Below are 16,340 nucleotides of genomic sequence, written 5' to 3' on the forward strand. Positions count from 1 at the left end.
AAAAATAAAAACATCCATAAGTAGTAAAACAAATCAGCTACATCCCTAATACCTGGACTGATAAGATAAAAATTATCATTTTTAAACATCATAAAGATGTAGAATATTAAATATTTTACCAATATGTAAAATAATATATTTAAAAAATTAGCTTTGAACATATTAATTTCTTTTATAAAACTTAGATGGATAATTAGATGTATCAGTTTTAGGTACAGGTATTCCCCTCGGGGTTGATTGTATTCCTTTAACTGGTGGTATGGCATGCGATTTCATAAATGATGGCTGGTTATACTGCATAGCTACAGTCCCTTGAACATATAAAGTTGCAGAAGGAAAAATGTTGGTATATGCGTCAATAGATAAATTACCATTATTTTTATTATAATTAATATTTAATTTTTGAGCTACATCCACTATTTTTAAACCCATTGCATTTATTGCAAAATGTTCTTGCCAAGGAACACTTGCATGCTGTTCAAAGTTTACATTAATACCAGTTGACGTGGTTTTCATATTAAATACATTATTACTTCCTCCTTCACCTGGATAATAATCTCTCGCCGTACCAATAGGGGTCCAGCCAATTTCTATCGATGACCTTCCAACCAAACTAATCAATTCTCCTTTAGAGTTTTCTCTACCTGTTAGGATTATAGTACTTGTTAATTTATCTCCTGGAGCTTTACTATTGGGACCATCCCATAACTTTTCATCAATATAACTATTAAATGTCATACCTATTTCCTTACCTAAGTAAATTTCATCAATTTTTGTTGAATAATAATCATTTGCATTTTTATCCCAATAGATAGATCCATCTTTTCTCATAACCCAATCATATTTTCCAAAAGGCGAAGAACCTAAACCTGTAAAGTAATTACCTGATGAAGTTTCAGAACTTACTGACATAGTCTCCCTGTAAGATCTAAAAGCTTCTTGTGCTGCTTCTCCAGAATAACTTACTGCAAAATTTCCATCTGGATCGATGATCATTCCAGGGCTATTTAATGCATAATTGTATGGGCTTAGAGAACTAAACTTTTCAGCCATTGCATCCACAACACCCCATCTTCCCAGATCAGGCATATACATCCTTGCACCGTAATCATACATTCCTGTTTCCTGCAATTCTTTCCCGTTATATTTATAACTATAGAAACTTCCAAAATTAGAGGTACTTAGCATTTCTGAAATATGATTAAGACCAAAAGGATAATAATTATTGGTATCAATAATTTCAGGGGTACCCTCACTTCCTTTCGCAAAAGTTACTCTGGTATTTCCCAAGTGATCTCTGTATTGGTAAATATAGCGGTTTTCTGTGAAACTATAAAAGCCTTCTGCAGTGGCTACAAAATCTAATTTCCATTCCGGAGTACCTGGAAATAGGGGATTCAGGATTCCTTTGTAAGCCTGTTGTTCAAAAGCATTTCCTGTACGACAGGTAATACAGGGTCCACCACCTTCAACATAAGAATACTGAAAACCATCCAGATAATCTGTAATTCTAGTTGATGACTTAATCATTCTGTTTCCGGGACTAAAATGGGTCTTCCTAAGTTTGGCTCCATCTGCCCTATAAAGGTAGCTGATATTGGCTTCTGAAGTTTGTCCAAAAATAGTATTCTGCTGAACCAAATATTCATTAGAAAGATTAAGATAATTGTACTTAATGGATTTTATTCCTTTATCCAGCATATCTTTCATATTTCCGTTCAGATCATAAGAAATGGTATTATTCCCACCTTCATATCCAGTGTCATTTAAAGCGTTCTCTACAACTTTGACCAGACGGTTTCCTGTATATTCATACATCAAGTCATCTACCTGGGTTGCGGTGGTTCCAGTAACAGGGAAAGCATTCCTTTTTAATGTTTTAATATTCCCATTCACATCATAGGTAAGATGCTCATTATAATTATTATTAAATGGGGCTGTATCGTTAGGTTCGGAATACACCGCATCCTTTAACCTGCCTAACCCATCATAAACATAATTATATCGCTTTAATACATCTTCCGATGCATTTTTCCAGTCTATCTCTGCTATATTTCCATTAAACCTTCCGGGGGCTATATTCGGATTAACAGGATTATTGTATTTCAATTCATATCCAAATAGTTTTCCATTAAGATTAGCAGGGTCATTAATTTTGGTTAGACTCCCTCTGATATTGTAGGTATAATCAATACTTTGAAGTGGCTGAGCAATAGTAGTCCCACCCAACTTTTTGTTTTTTATCTGGGATAGTTCATTGTATTCATTTTGCACCAAGATCTCTTCTGGGTTAGTGTCTACCTGATGTTTATGAATCAATAATCTGTTTTGTCCATCATAAGTGAATGTTTGGGTAATCACTTTTTCAGTATCTGATGCCAATCTTTTATGATATACCTTACTTTGCTTTGTAACTCCTGCGAAATCAAGTTCAGACTCTGTTTTGGTATATCCGCCAAGATGGTTATTGGTGTAAGATCCTATGATTCTTCCTTTTTCATCATAATAGGTAAAAGCTTTTGTCCAGTTATCATCTTCTATATTTTTTATATAGGAAGCTACAGGAAGACTTACCGTATTTTTAGCGGTTGTACTTTGCCCCAATTGTTTCAATACTTTCTGCCCGGCAATAAAATTCGGTACTTCTGCCCCAGTAGGATAGGAGGGATAAGTATCATAATAATTTACAGACAGCATCGTTACCCAATTAATATTGGGATAAGTGCCGTTCGGATCATAAAAAACATCTAACCCCTGCCTGTTAAAAAAAACAAAATCAGTACGTTTTACATTATTATCTATAAATCCATCAGCTATTGCCTGTTCTATATTTCGATCTCCACCAGTTGAAATCCCAGTAAAACCTATTCTCCCAAACTTATCATATTTGGTATACATCCATTGCCCTTTCTCTCTTAAATTGATATCTTGTGTTGCCACAATTCTATCTTGTCTATCATATACAAAGTACTCCAAACCTTTTCCCGGCAATCTTTTCTCAGCCAGTCGATTTTTACTGTCATATACATACTGATAACAAAGATTATTTAGCGAAGTTGGATCCAGAACAGCTATTGAAGCCAAAGGAGGGACCACGTATGCAAGCTGCTTGTAATCATTATAGACATAATAGGTATCTGCATTTTTGGACGCATCTATGGCTTTTCTTACCAATACTGTCTGCCCGGAACCATCTTTAAATTCTATAGTCTTATTTTCATCTTCATCGGTAACAGTATTTTTTATCAGCTGCCCGGGAAGATATTCTGATGCAGGTAAAAGTTCATTAGTGTAGACTTTCAATGTAGGACTCCATGTAGTCACCACTTCATATTTTTTGACATGATCCTCAATATTATTCACATCATAACCAAAAACAACAGGTTTCGTATTCCAATCATTTCCAACCTGTTTCTGTTGTAAAACCCTCTGTAATGGTGATTTTTCAAGAATTTTCTCTGAATAAATCTTTTCGTTTCCATAAGTTGTCGGATAAACACCCAGTGGTCCGGAATAATAACTCCCTGAGCCTGTGGAAAGCTGAGGGACCGGAAGATATTTCTTAACCTGTCTTCCAAACTCATCATATTCGAGATGAGTAACAACATCTTTTCCTGATGGGGTGGCTTGAACATTAACAATCTGTTTAGGTCTTCCTAACAAATCAAAATATTGTACTGTATATGCTTTTTTTGTACAATCATCGTTAAGACAATCTATAGTAGATATATAGTTTTCAGTTGATGTTTGTGCTTCAGACAGACCAGCACACAAGAAACTGAATATTAGTAATAGTTTTTTCATCTTATTTAAGATATTAGAAATTAAAAGTTAGAATGTTGAACTTTGCTTTAAAGTATTCATAACTTATAATCAATGTTTGTAATTGTACTCGTATTTCTTCAATAACTTGCCATCCTCCTGCTGTATTTTTTCCAGTCTTCCAGCCGAATCATATTGATAAACAGCACGGATTCCTGTCGGAGGGGTCATTATTTTCATTCTTGCTAAAGAATCATATAAATACGTAGTAATCTGATAGCTGCTAAGGTTAGTATTATTTCTAAAGTCATCAAGAGCATTTTGAAAATTCTGTTCTGAATTGCCCGTTATTTCAGATATCAATATAATTCCTGCCACATACTGAGCAATCTGATCATAAGCAGCTCCTTCTACCTTAGCAATCGGCTGTGTTTTGTTATATCCCCACACTATGGAAACAGGAATTCCTTCTTTGGTTGTATATTGTTCTAGATTTCCTTTTATATCATAACGGTTGAAAGTTACTTCAGATGCCAGTATATTCTGCGAATCATAGGAAACTGCAGAAGATGGATATTTATTTCCGGCATTGTCATATTTAGTTTCTGATCTTGCCATTATTTTTCCTGTATCAGAAATATTTTTCTTAATAATAGAAGTTGTTTCTAAAGGAATTCCAGTCATATTAGCACTAATAAGCTTTTGGTTGTTTTTATCCTGGGCATATTGATATGTAGTCTCTTTTATGCTTCCATCAAATGAAGTTGATCTCTCCAGATTAGGCTTATTATTATGGTTATTTCTGAATACCTCATTCTTAGTTTCCATAACACCGGAATCAAAATAATTTTTAGAAGTTACTTTACTGTCTTTTATCCAGGTTGTTTTTATATAAAAGTTTGAGCCTACATAACTTGGAGCAACCAGATATTTAGGAGTATTATACTCAACAATTGTATAATCAAACACATCTTCAGATACTTTTTGATTTAAAGAGTTATACACTTCTTTTTTATCAATTAGCCCTCCACGGGTAAGATTATAGTTTGGCCAAATTCTATTAATATTATCAAAATCATAAGCATCAGGAGCTTTAAAATAATATTTGGTATACCCTATATTGCTTCCTTGGGATACCTTTACATTTTTATAAATAAAAGCAGGATTGGCTAATTCTAAATTATCAAGAACTCCCCCCTCTACCAAATATTTGGAGTCTCCGGAATTATCAAATTTATTATAATCATATTCTTCGATTCTCGCAGGAGTTATATTATAGAAACCCATAATATTATCAGGTAAATTATTAAAATATTTAATATTCTTAATTCTTGGAATTCCTTTTATAGCAGAATGCTGCATCATTTCAAAATTATATAGAATAGTTCCTCCTGTAGGTAATGTTATTTTATTTAAAAAAGTATATGTATTGTATAATTTACCATTAACATAACCATGAATATTATAATACGGAGTTTCATAACTAAATCCTCCATAATCAAAAGTATATTTTTCAATTGTTTTTCCATTGGAATCTATCTGGCTAAATGATTTTAAAATCCTATAGGCTATCGAAGTATTTTCCCAGGAATTAGGATAATAACCATCATAAGAATAATCAAATATATATTTTTTTATAAAATTATTATTTGCAGTTTTAAGAACCACATTATTGATTGCAAAAATATCATTGCCTTTTCTAAGCGATTCATTCTTGTCATAATTAATTTCTACAATCCCATATCCTTTTGTTTCGATACGAACTAGCTTATTGGTTTCAGTTTCAACAATTGGCATATTTGTACCAAGAGCATATTTAAAGTCCCTTAAATAAGTGTATTTTACCAACTCTTGCCCATTTTCATCAAGGATGGAAGAGAGATAGAAAGCACTTCTGTATTTTTTTTCTGTATAAATATCTCCCACCGCAGGATCAGGATGATACCAAACAAAAACATTCATAAGTCCTATATCATAGTCTTTAAATACATATTTAATCCCGGTTTCACTTGTTATGGTAAAAGAATCTAAAATAAGAGTTGCCTGATTATTGTTACGGTTGTATTCAATTTTAGAGGTAAAGGGCGTAAGCTTTACCATTTCAAAGGTATTATGCAATGTATCTCTTACAAATCTGAATTTTCCAGACTCTCCAGGAATATTAAAATTATAAATATCATCAAATTCGTTTTTCTGATAAGCATGAAAGTTAGAGTCATCAAAAGATTCATCAAAATCCTCAAAAATCTCTCTGGAAATAGAGCCTCCTGATAAAAATGCCCATCCTTTTCCTACTTCACTTGTTAAATCTTTAGCAGAAGTATTAGCCGCATGGTAACTAAGACCTAAATTGACACTGACAGATTTATTTGCCGTTTCCAGACTAATTAATGGATAGGAAATCTCAGGGATCCCTGTTTGTATAGAAACAGGTACTGTATTGTAAGTAGACAATCCTGCAATGGAAGGAGTTGGTCTTATAACCGCATCATTTTGGCTTTGCCCGTTATATAAAGCATAGTATAAAAAAAATACCAGCCATAAAAATGTTTTCTTCATAGTCCTCAGTTTATTTCTTAATCAGTTTTGCATTTGCGGTTTTATTCGTATCCGTTTTTATCGTCACCAGATAAGCTCCCTGAACAAAAGCTTGGGTATTGATCTTGGTTACTCTGTTCTTGGTTTTTATATTTTGCAGCTGTCTCCCACTCATGTCATACAATAGAATATCAGCCTCTTTAAAATCAAAACCGATTTCTATATAAGCATACTCTGAAACAGGATTTGGATAGATTTTGATATCGTATTTTTCGATTAACTGATCAACCTGCTTGTCTCCCAATTTCACAATCTTCCAGTTCTCTTTTCCCAATTCTTCGGCACTGGTTCCTGCCAGAATAATGGAGCCATCTCTATTCAATTTTAAATCAGAAAGTCTTTCTTCCTTCTTTCTGGATTCTCCGGTGATATGCTTTCTCCACTGTTCATTGCCATTCTGATCCAAGTACAGCATCCAGAAGGTTTCGTCATCGGTTTCTATTCTTCCTTCTGCCTGAGTGTAACCTCCCAATAATATTCCTTTGGAAGATTTATCATCTGCAGAATGAAGGACACTCATACTCATTAAAATATCACGATTCTTGAAGTTGTAGGATTTCTGCCATTGTTCTTCCCCTCTTTCGTTTAAAGAAACTAACCAAAGGTCTGTTCCTTCTTCAATGCCTACGGTTTTGTTTCCTGATCTTTCTGATCTGGATTCTCCACCAATGATGAAACCACTTGAAGTTAAAGCCAGAGTTCTGATATGGTCATCTCCTTTACCACCAAAGTTCTTTTCCCATTCTACTTTTCCGTTCTTGTCTAATTTGACAATCCAGTAGTCGCCTTCACCGAAGTTATCAGTTTGTTTTGAGGTTGCAGATAGCAGGTTGCGGGATGCAGGGTTCGTGGCAGTAGTTTCACGGGTTTTAGCTTCAGATCCCGAAACACGAACCTCGGAACTTCTGGAGTAGATTCCCAATAAGGCTCCGCCGTCCTTTGTTGGAATCATTTTCTCTACTTCATCTAAGCCCTTTCCCCCTAAAATTAATTGTGAAAGTTCTTTTCCATCCTTATCCAGTCTCGTAATCAAGACGTCTTTGGAACCGTAACCTTTGGCAGCATTCTGTACATTTCCGGCAACAAAGAATCCTAAATCGGTCGTTTGAATCACAGCTCTGGCTTCTTCATCAGAAGAACTTCCAAAGGTTTTCTGCCATAGTTCATCTCCGAATTCATTAATTCTGATCAGCCAGATGTCTGATCCTCCTTTGGAATCCTCTTTTTTATCCAATCCTTTTCCTGAATAGGAGGTTCCGGCTAAGAGAAATCCACCATCCTGCGTGGTAACTGTGGCTGATAAATAATCATGATTGGATCCGGAGAAGTATTTTTCCCAGACTTCATTTCCTTGCTGGTTGAGTTTTACCAAATGGAAATCATAACCATTGTTTTGCTTACTTCCTGAAGTCTGCTGTTTATTGCTTTGAATAGAGCTTCCAGTAATAAGATACTGCTGGTCGATGGTTGTGGTGACCTGGCTTAGAAAATCCTGAGTAGAGGATTTGATGTCTTTCTGCCATACCACTTCCTGGGCAGAGATGCCCAAGACCGTGCATAAAGTGAATGCACCGATATAGAATTTTTTCATTCTCTCGTTGTTGTTTTCTGAGTTAGTAATTAGTTTATTAAAACTGCGCGAATTTAATATTTTTTAAGACATTGAAAAATATGTTTATATCATTTAACATTAACCATACTATTCATAACTGAATATCAATTACAAAAAATATAGATATGTATTTTTCTCATGCAAAATTATCTCTACACAGCGACAAGAACTGTCGTATAAAAATAAAAAAGGGCCAATCCTAAAAGAATTGACCCTAAAACATTAACTGTTTATTGATTGAATTATGATATTTTTATTTCCAGCCGCCGCCTAAACTTTTATAGATATCGACGACTGTACTAAGCTGTTTCTGTTTTGCTTCAATAAGCTCCATTTTAGCATCCAGCGCATCTCTCTGGTTCAAAAGAACTTCAAGATAATCTGCTCTTGAATTACGGAACAATTGATTGGCAATATCAATAGATTGATCCAGTGCTTTGGTTTCCTGTGATTTCAATTGATAATACTGATCTATGTTTTTAACCTTTGACATGAGATTCGCAACATCCAGATAAGCATTCAAAATCGTTTTATCGTATTCGTATAATGCCTGAATCTGTTTTGCATCTGCAGTCTGGAAATTGGCTTTTATCGCACTTTTATTAATCAGTGGTCCTGCCAGCTCCCCTGCCAGATTATAAGCAATGGATTCCGGTAACTTAACAAGATAAGATGGTTTGAAAGCCTCCAACCCTAATGTTGCAGAAATTTCCAAAGAAGGGTAAAATTCTTTTCTTGCCGCTTCCACATCCAGCTTTGAAGCCTTTAATTCCAGCTCTGCCTGCTTGATATCAGGACGGTTTGCCAGTAACTGCGATGGAATTCCCGTATACACTGTCGGAGGAATGGTAGACATAAAGTTTTCCTTTGCTCTCACAATTGGCTGTGGATATCTTCCCAGCAAAGCATTGATTTCGTTTTCCTTCTCAGTGATTTGCTGGCGGATCGTATATTCTGCAGCTTTGGATTTCGCCAATTCTGCTTCAAATTTCTTTACAGCCAGCTCCGTTGCAGCAGCAGCTTCCTTCTGAATTTTAGAAATTTCTAATGCTCTTTGCTGAAGCTTGATATACTGTTGTATGATATCCAATTGGTTATCAAGAGCCAACAATTCGTAATAATTGTCTGCCACTTCTTCAATAAGATTAGACAATACAAAGTTTTTACCTTCTACTGTAGAAAGATAATGGGCTACTGCAGATTCTTTTTCAGTTCTGAGTTTTTTCCAGATATCAATTTCCCAGCTTGCATTTAACCCTGCTTCAAAATTTCCCAGCGGATCCGGCATTTCCTTTCCGGGTTCTATTTCCGTAGTGGCATCACCGGCTCCTTCGCTTGTATAACGGCCTGCTTTTTTCAGCCCCGCACCTATTCCTGCGGAAACGGTTGGAGTAAGTCTACCTTTTTTAGCTAAAACACCACTTTTGGCAATTTGAATCTCCTGAAGAGTGATGAGGAGTTCCTGATTATTTTTTAAAGCTGTTTCAATCAGGGTTACCAGGTTTGGGTCAGTAAAGAACTGTCTCCAGGGAGTCGTTCCGCTATTGTTGTTAGCATCCTGCTGTTCTTCCTGATTAAAGTTCTGAGGAATATTTTCTTTTACCTCGTCTTTTATGACAGTCGCCATCGGCGCCTTACAACTTGCAAGAACAAGTGATAAGGCAATGGCTGTGATTATATTTTTAGTCTTCGAATTTTCCATCATGTTCATAAGGTTCAGTTTGTTCTGTTAAAGGATTCTCTTCTTCATATTTTGCCAGTCTGGATTTGTCTGCAATGGTTCCGAAGATGTAATACAATCCTGGGATAATCATCAATCCGAAAATAGTTCCGATCAACATCCCTCCTGCTGCTGCAGTACCAATCGTTCTGTTACCAATTGCTCCCGGTCCTGTTGCGATTACCAATGGAATCAATCCGGCAACGAATGCAAATGATGTCATTAGAATCGGACGGAAACGAATAACGGCTCCTTCAATAGCAGCTTTTGCTACAGGAATTCCTTCTTCGGCTTTCTTCTGTACGGCAAACTCTACAATTAATACGGCATTCTTACCTAAAAGTCCAATTAGCATGACCATGGCCACCTGTGCATAAATGTTATTCTCCAATCCTAAAAGTTTTAAGCATAAGAATGCTCCGAAAATACCTACCGGAAGAGATAAAATTACCGGAAGCGGAAGGATGAAACTTTCATATTGTGCAGAAAGGATCAGATAAACGAATCCTAAACACACCAGGAAGATAAATACCGCTTCATTTCCACGGCTTACTTCATCTTTGGAAATACCCGCCCAGTCGATCCCAAAACCTCTCGGAAGGGTTTTATCAGCCACTTCCTGAATAGCCTTAATTGCCTGTCCACTACTGTATCCAGGTGCCGGAGTTCCACTCACCTCTGCAGAGTTATACATATTGTGTCTGGTAATCTCAGATAATCCATATACTTTCTCCAGTCTCATGAAGTCTGAGTAAGGAACCATCTGATCTTTATCATTTTTAACATACAGCTTCAGTAGATCTGTTGGCAAGGCACGATATTGTGGTCCTGCCTGAACAATTACCTTATACGGCCTGTCGAAACGGATGAAACTCGTCTCATAGTTGGACCCGATCAGCGTAGATAAGTTATCCATCGCTTTTTCAATGGTCACTCCTTTTTGTTCTGCAAGATCATTATCAATCTTAAGCATATATTGCGGGAAACTCGCCGAATAGAATGTAAATGCAGATCCCAGTTCCGGGCGCTTCTTAAGCTCCTTCACAAAATCATTACTCACCTGCTCCATTTTATGATAATCTCCACTTCCTGCTTTATCCAGCAAACGAAGTTCAAAACCTCCTGCAGCTCCATATCCCGGAACGGAAGGCGGTTGGAAGAATTCAATATTGGCACCCGGAATATTTTTGGCTTTTTCTTCCAGCTTTTCAATGATTTCTGCCGCAGATTCTTTACGTTCTTCCCAGCTTTTAAGGTTGATCAAACATGTTCCTGAGTTGGATCCTGTCCCTTCGGTCAAGATCTCATATCCTGCAAGAGAAGAAACAGACTGCACGCCATCAATATCTTCAGATTCCCTCAGAAGTTCTTTGGCAATCTGATTGGTTCTTTCTAATGTAGATCCCGGTGGAGTCTGAATAATCGCATAGATCATCCCCTGATCCTCTGCCGGAATAAATCCTGTAGGCAAAGAGTTACTCAGGAAGAATGTACAGGCACAAAATGCTAACAATAACGGCAATGTTATTGTCTTTTTTGTCACTGTTTTATTCAGCATCTTCTCATATCTTCCTGCTCCTTTTGTAAATACGTTATTGAATTTATCAAGGAAAACAGTAATCGGAGTTTTCTTTTTGGCTTTTCCGTGGTTATTTCTTAAGATCAACGCACACAATGCAGGTGTCAAAGTAAGTGCCACAACCCCTGATAAAATAATAGATGAAGCCATTGTGATAGAGAACTGACGGTAAAATACCCCTACCGGACCAGACATAAATGCAATCGGAATAAATACGGATGCCATTACCAGCGTAATTGCGATAATTGCTCCACTGATCTCATGCATTGCCTCTTCAGTCGCTTTCAATGGGGAAAGATGCTTCTCTTCCATCTTGGCATGAACGGCTTCAATCACTACAATCGCGTCATCTACCACTACCCCGATCGCCATTACCAAGGCAAAGAGGGAAATCATATTCAGGGTAATTCCAAAGGCTGACATGACCGCAAATGTTCCTACCAAAGAAACCGGAACGGCCAAGGCTGGAATCAAAGTTGAACGCCAGTCTCCAAGGAATAAGAATACCACGATGGCAACCAAAATGAAGGCCTCAAATAAAGTATGGATTACTTTTTCCATGGAAGCATCCAGGAATCTTGAAACGTCATAACTGATGTCATAATGCATTCCTTTAGGGAAGTTATTTTTTTCAAGATCCTTCATCAATGCTTTTACGTTTTTGATAACGTCACTTGCATTGGATCCATAGGATTGTTTTACGGTAATCGCTGCGGAAGGCTTCCCATTCAATGTAGAATAAATATCATACATGGAACTACCGAATTCTATATCCGCTACATCTTTTAATCTTACCGATTCTCCATCGGGTTTTGCTTTTAAAATGATATTTCCGTAATCTTTTTCGTTGTTGAAACGACCTGAATATTTTAAGATGTATTCAAATGACTGAGAGCGCTTTCCGGAGCTTTCTCCCGTTTTACCCGGAGATGCTTCCAAACTTTGCTCATTCAGAGATTCCATTACTTCATCAGCTGAAATATTATAAGCCGTTAATCTATCCGGTTTAAGCCAGATACGCATTGCATATTCACGGGTTCCCAGGATATCGGCAAAACCAACACCTCCTACTCTTCTCAATTCAGACATTACGTTGATATCTGCATAGTTGAAAAGGAATTTCTGGTCAGCTTTAGGATCATCACTATACAAGTTGATGTACATCAACATATTGGGTTCCTCACGGGTGATCTTTACCCCTTCACGTACTACAAGAGGTGGCAGCTTATTCACTACTGAAGATACACGGTTTTGAACGTTTACTGCAGCTACGTTAGGATCTGTCCCCAGATCAAATACAAGCTGGATGGAAGCTTCTCCATCATTTCCAGCATCCGAGGTCATATATTTCATACCCGGAACTCCATTTAGCCCCCTTTCCAAAGGGATCACTACGGATTTAATCAACAATTCGTTGTTAGCTCCTGGATATTCTGCGGTAATATTTACTTTAGGCGGAGAAATGGATGGGAACTGCGTCACAGGTAGTTTTACCAATGACAGGACTCCCATAAATACAATAATCAGTGAGATTACTATAGACAGAACTGGTCTGCGAATGAATTTTTTAAACATACTACTTCACTTTAGAGACCACTACTCTGCTTTTAATTTCAATGACTGAAGAACTTTCTTAGGATCCTGGAATTTTGTTTTCACCTTCTGGTCATCCTTCACTTTCTGTACTCCTTCCAGAAGGATCTGATCTCCTTTTGATATTCCTGAACCTATTACATACAGATCTGGAAGCTCATAAGCCACTTTAATGTTTCGGGATTTTGCCACTCCGTTTTTATCGATGACGAATACATATTTCTGATCCTGAATTTCATAAGTCGCTTTCTGTGGAATGATCAGTGCATTATGAACAGGCATTGTCATCTGGATCTTCCCTGTTTCTCCATTTCTCAGAAGCTTATCAGGATTTGGAAACTTCGCTCTGAAAGCAATATTTCCTGTTTCGTTATCAAATTCTCCTTCGATAGTTTGAATTTCTCCTTTCTGCGAGTACATTTCTCCGTTTGCTGTGATCAAAGACACCTGATTACTGCCTCTGTCTGCAGCATGCGTCTGATAACTTAAATACTCAGGTTCAGAAACGTTGAAATACGTATAGATACTTGTGTTATCTGATAACGAAGTCAACAAATCACCTTCATCTACAAGACTTCCCAGTTTCAAAGGGATTCTATTGATAATACCCGAGAACGGTGCTTTGATATCCGTAAAAGAAAGGTGGATCTGAGCGAGTTTCATTTCTGCATTGGCAGCATCCAGTTTTGCTTTTGCCATGGCTTTCTCATTCTTGGAAACGATATTGTTTCCTGCCAGCGTACTTGCATTTTTAAGTTCGATAGAAGCTTGTTCTACCTCTGCTTTTGCTTTTAATAATTCTGCCTGATACAGTTTAGGCATAATTCGGAACAAGGTCTGTCCTGCCTGTACATATTGTCCTTCATCTACAAAGATTTTTTCCAGGAAACCTTTTTCCTGAGCCCGAACTTCAATGTTTTTTACAGATTGAATCTGGGCTACGTATTCTTTGTTGATTACAGTATCCATTACTACAGGGGATGTCACCGGAAAGATGGTAACTTCTTCTTTTTCTTCTTTTTTCTTATTGCAGCCAACCGCCAACAGAAGGGCACTCAGCGCAATTCCCGAAGCAACTCTTTTTATCATAATTCTAGAGCTTATATAAATCGTTAATGTTTTGAATAGAAATAAAACGGTAATAAAAGGGGGTACGATGTAATGATTACCAACATATACAACGCAAAGTATATCCACCTGGAATCAGGCAGAAAATGAATAGATCGATAAAATTTTAAATTCTGATAGAACGGATAAGAATAAATCTTTTGGCAGTAAGGCCAAAGACAAAACCGTGAATATCTGATTGGAATCGTTTGTAGCTTTTTAATCCAAAAATATAAACAAGACTAAAAACTCCTGCGAAAACAACAACAGCCTGCCATATATCAGACAGTTGGAAATCATTCTCGGCAAGTTCTAAAGTAGAATTATCTACATTGTCGGACATTTGTTGAACAGAAAGTTTTTCAAAAGTCTGATTCAAACGGTTAGCTTTTTTGGGTAAATGATGAGAAACATGACCGTTATAGTCATTTCGAAGAGTTTTAACGTCGAGTCTACTTTCTACTACAAAGAGCAGAAAAAGACCGGTTAAAAAGTATACTATAAAGTTTCTCATTTTGAAGTTGCAAATGTACACCCAGATTATGACATTATCATCATGGATTAACAAAATTTAACTATCCTTTAAAATACCTGAATATAAAAACCTGATAAATATTAAATATTTCCTTTATTCAAGCATAATCTGAACAATTCTGACATCTCATCTGTGCAAGTTTCAGTTTTCAAAAACTAAGCCATTTTTGTTGATTTAAGGAAATTTTAATTTTAAATCTGTTGCGTTTTTGAACATTTTAAAAGCAAAAAACCTCTATTGCAAAGCCCTTTTTTGTCTGAATTAAAATAACTTAACCTAACTTTTATCATGATTTCATATAATTAATATTAACTTATTGTTTGTCTCTCTTTTTTGAATTACTTTTGCCGAAAATTAACACAAAAACTAAATGAAAAATGAAAAAAAATTACAATATCTTACTGAAAATAAGACGCTTAAAAACCCTTTACTAGCCTCTATTTCCTTGATTTTTCTACAATAATTATTATTTCCCGTATCCTAAAAAAATGATTCAAAAAACAGTGAGATAAATCCACTTTGATTTATATTTCCTGTTAGTTTATGAAAAATTAACACATATTTATTAAAAATATTTGTAAATTTATAAGGTATTAACACCACAATTCATGAAACACTTTAAAATCACTTATCACTATGAAAAAATTATTACTACCAATCCTTTTTGGATTGACCGTTCTTTCCCTAACAGCGTGTAAGCATCCCGGAAAAGAAGCTGAAACGATTGCCACTGCTACACCCGAAAATACAGACAATATTTCCAAAGATGTGTATGTTGACAGCTATGGAGAAAAGATAGAAGTCACGATCAACAGCACTAAAAATACAGCAACAATACATTTAAACGGTAAAACTTTTGATCTTAAAAAAAGTGATGCTTTACCTGAGTATACTGCCTCCAATGAAGAGTACCAATACTCTGATATTAAAGGTAATATAACTTTTTTGAAAAAGAATGTAGATATGGTTCTTTTCCATCTTAAACAGGCAAAAAAAGAGTCCGGCCCAACTAAAATGGCATCGTATTAGCATAGGGATTAGCATTCATCTAAAGAAAACATTATGAAAAATTTATATTACTATTTATCAGCCCTTATTATCGCAGCATTTTTAGTTGTTTCTTGTAAAACACAAAATGCAGAAAAAACAACTAACGATATTACAGGAAAAACTTGGAAACTTACAGAGCTTAACGGGAAACCTATTGAACTAAAGAATCCTAAAAACAATCCTTATTTCAAGCTTGATATGAAAGAGATGAGATATCAGGGACATGCAGGATGCAACGGATTGGGAGGAACTTTTGAGATCAAGCCTGATATCATGAGAATTAAATTCAATCAGGGAATGTCTACAATGATGGCTTGTGAAGATTTGGATATTGAAAACCAGTTTACAAAAGCAATTCTTGCAGCAGATAACTATTCTGTGAATGGAAATACTCTTACTTTAAATAAGGCAAGAATGGCTCCTTTAGCCAAATTTGTTCTTCAATAATATTATTTCACTTCAATAAAAATACAAAGACGCCTCATTTACAAGGCGTCTTTTTTATGTCGTTTTATCAACTATTTTTTATTGTATTTTATATAACAGATTAAAAGGCTTGTATTCACCAAAACGGCAAATGAGTTTGATAAAATAATAGGCAGCTCATCTTTTTCAAAACCATACCATACCCATAATGAAAGCCCTGAAATAAGGACTAAAAGCATAAGTAAAGAAATATCTTCCACATTCTTTTCTCTGATTACTTTTACAAGCTGTGGGATCATAGAAACAGAAGTAAGAACTCCGGCAATTATACCTAATATATTTTCATTCATAGACGTAC

10 protein-coding genes are annotated in these 16,340 nt (G+C 35.9%); 2 read left to right on the forward strand and 8 right to left on the reverse strand.

Annotated features, from left to right (window positions below; all coding sequences use genetic code 11):
* Window positions 1-162 precede the first annotated feature (162 nt).
* The 7 genes from C1634_RS15215 to C1634_RS15245 all read right to left on the reverse strand — a co-directional run bounded on the left by C1634_RS15215 (window position 163) and on the right by C1634_RS15245 (window position 14,485).
* The gene (locus tag C1634_RS15215; protein WP_103231636.1) at window positions 163-3,804 is read right to left on the reverse strand and encodes a DUF6443 domain-containing protein; all 3,642 of its coding nucleotides are present in this window, start codon (window positions 3,802-3,804) and stop codon (window positions 163-165) included.
* 69 nt (window positions 3,805-3,873) lie between these two features.
* Window positions 3,874-6,321 (reverse strand): hypothetical protein, encoded by a 2,448-nt coding sequence (locus C1634_RS15220; RefSeq protein WP_103231637.1) that lies wholly within the window; start codon window positions 6,319-6,321, stop codon window positions 3,874-3,876.
* 10 nt (window positions 6,322-6,331) lie between these two features.
* A complete protein-coding gene (locus C1634_RS15225) occupies window positions 6,332-7,951 on the reverse strand; it encodes a T9SS type A sorting domain-containing protein (protein ID WP_109738712.1) in 1,620 nt (539 codons plus the stop codon).
* A gap of 274 nt (window positions 7,952-8,225) precedes the next feature.
* Window positions 8,226-9,683 carry a TolC family protein gene (locus C1634_RS15230; protein WP_109738713.1) on the reverse strand — a complete coding sequence of 486 codons (1,458 nt, stop codon included), beginning with the start codon at window positions 9,681-9,683 and terminating at the stop codon, window positions 8,226-8,228.
* Window positions 9,655-12,846, reverse strand: a complete 3,192-nt coding sequence (locus tag C1634_RS15235; protein ID WP_103232167.1) for an efflux RND transporter permease subunit — start codon at window positions 12,844-12,846, stop codon at window positions 9,655-9,657. Before C1634_RS15235 ends, C1634_RS15230 begins: the two co-directional genes overlap by 29 nt.
* 21 nt (window positions 12,847-12,867) lie before the next feature.
* Window positions 12,868-13,950: an efflux RND transporter periplasmic adaptor subunit gene (locus C1634_RS15240; RefSeq protein ID WP_103232185.1), complete on the reverse strand. Its 1,083-nt coding sequence runs from the start codon at window positions 13,948-13,950 to the stop codon at window positions 12,868-12,870.
* A gap of 148 nt (window positions 13,951-14,098) precedes the next feature.
* Window positions 14,099-14,485 (reverse strand): hypothetical protein, encoded by a 387-nt coding sequence (locus C1634_RS15245; RefSeq protein ID WP_103232168.1) that lies wholly within the window; start codon window positions 14,483-14,485, stop codon window positions 14,099-14,101.
* Window positions 14,486-15,142: 657 nt separating this feature from the next.
* Between C1634_RS15245 and C1634_RS15250 the strand changes: the two genes are divergently transcribed.
* Both C1634_RS15250 and C1634_RS15255 read left to right on the forward strand, forming a co-directional pair.
* Entirely contained in the window at window positions 15,143-15,535 is a 393-nt protein-coding gene (locus C1634_RS15250; RefSeq protein ID WP_103232169.1) for a multicopper oxidase domain-containing protein, read from the forward strand.
* Window positions 15,536-15,568: 33 nt separating this feature from the next.
* Entirely contained in the window at window positions 15,569-16,003 is a 435-nt protein-coding gene (locus tag C1634_RS15255; protein WP_103232170.1) for an META domain-containing protein, read from the forward strand.
* 71 nt (window positions 16,004-16,074) lie between these two features.
* Here the strand turns inward: C1634_RS15255 and C1634_RS15260 are convergent, their stop codons facing one another.
* Window positions 16,075-16,332 carry a SemiSWEET transporter gene (locus C1634_RS15260; protein WP_103232171.1) on the reverse strand — a complete coding sequence of 86 codons (258 nt, stop codon included), beginning with the start codon at window positions 16,330-16,332 and terminating at the stop codon, window positions 16,075-16,077.
* Window positions 16,333-16,340: the final 8 nt, after the last annotated feature.

Origin of the sequence: Chryseobacterium viscerum (assembly GCF_002899945.2) — a bacterium.
In the GTDB taxonomy this organism is placed as follows: Bacteria; Bacteroidota; Bacteroidia; order Flavobacteriales; family Weeksellaceae; genus Chryseobacterium; species Chryseobacterium viscerum.

Coding starts and splice junctions, on each gene's coding strand:
- C1634_RS15255 (WP_103232170.1), top strand. CDS start 15,569: ATGAAAAATTTATATTACTATTTATCAGCCCTTATTATCGCAGCATTT.
- C1634_RS15215 (WP_103231636.1), bottom strand. CDS start 3,804: ATGAAAAAACTATTACTAATATTCAGTTTCTTGTGTGCTGGTCTGTCT.
- C1634_RS15245 (WP_103232168.1), bottom strand. CDS start 14,485: ATGAGAAACTTTATAGTATACTTTTTAACCGGTCTTTTTCTGCTCTTT.
- C1634_RS15260 (WP_103232171.1), bottom strand. CDS start 16,332: ATGAATGAAAATATATTAGGTATAATTGCCGGAGTTCTTACTTCTGTT.
- C1634_RS15220 (WP_103231637.1), bottom strand. CDS start 6,321: ATGAAGAAAACATTTTTATGGCTGGTATTTTTTTTATACTATGCTTTA.
- C1634_RS15250 (WP_103232169.1), top strand. CDS start 15,143: ATGAAAAAATTATTACTACCAATCCTTTTTGGATTGACCGTTCTTTCC.
- C1634_RS15235 (WP_103232167.1), bottom strand. CDS start 12,846: ATGTTTAAAAAATTCATTCGCAGACCAGTTCTGTCTATAGTAATCTCA.
- C1634_RS15230 (WP_109738713.1), bottom strand. CDS start 9,683: ATGAACATGATGGAAAATTCGAAGACTAAAAATATAATCACAGCCATT.
- C1634_RS15225 (WP_109738712.1), bottom strand. CDS start 7,951: ATGAAAAAATTCTATATCGGTGCATTCACTTTATGCACGGTCTTGGGC.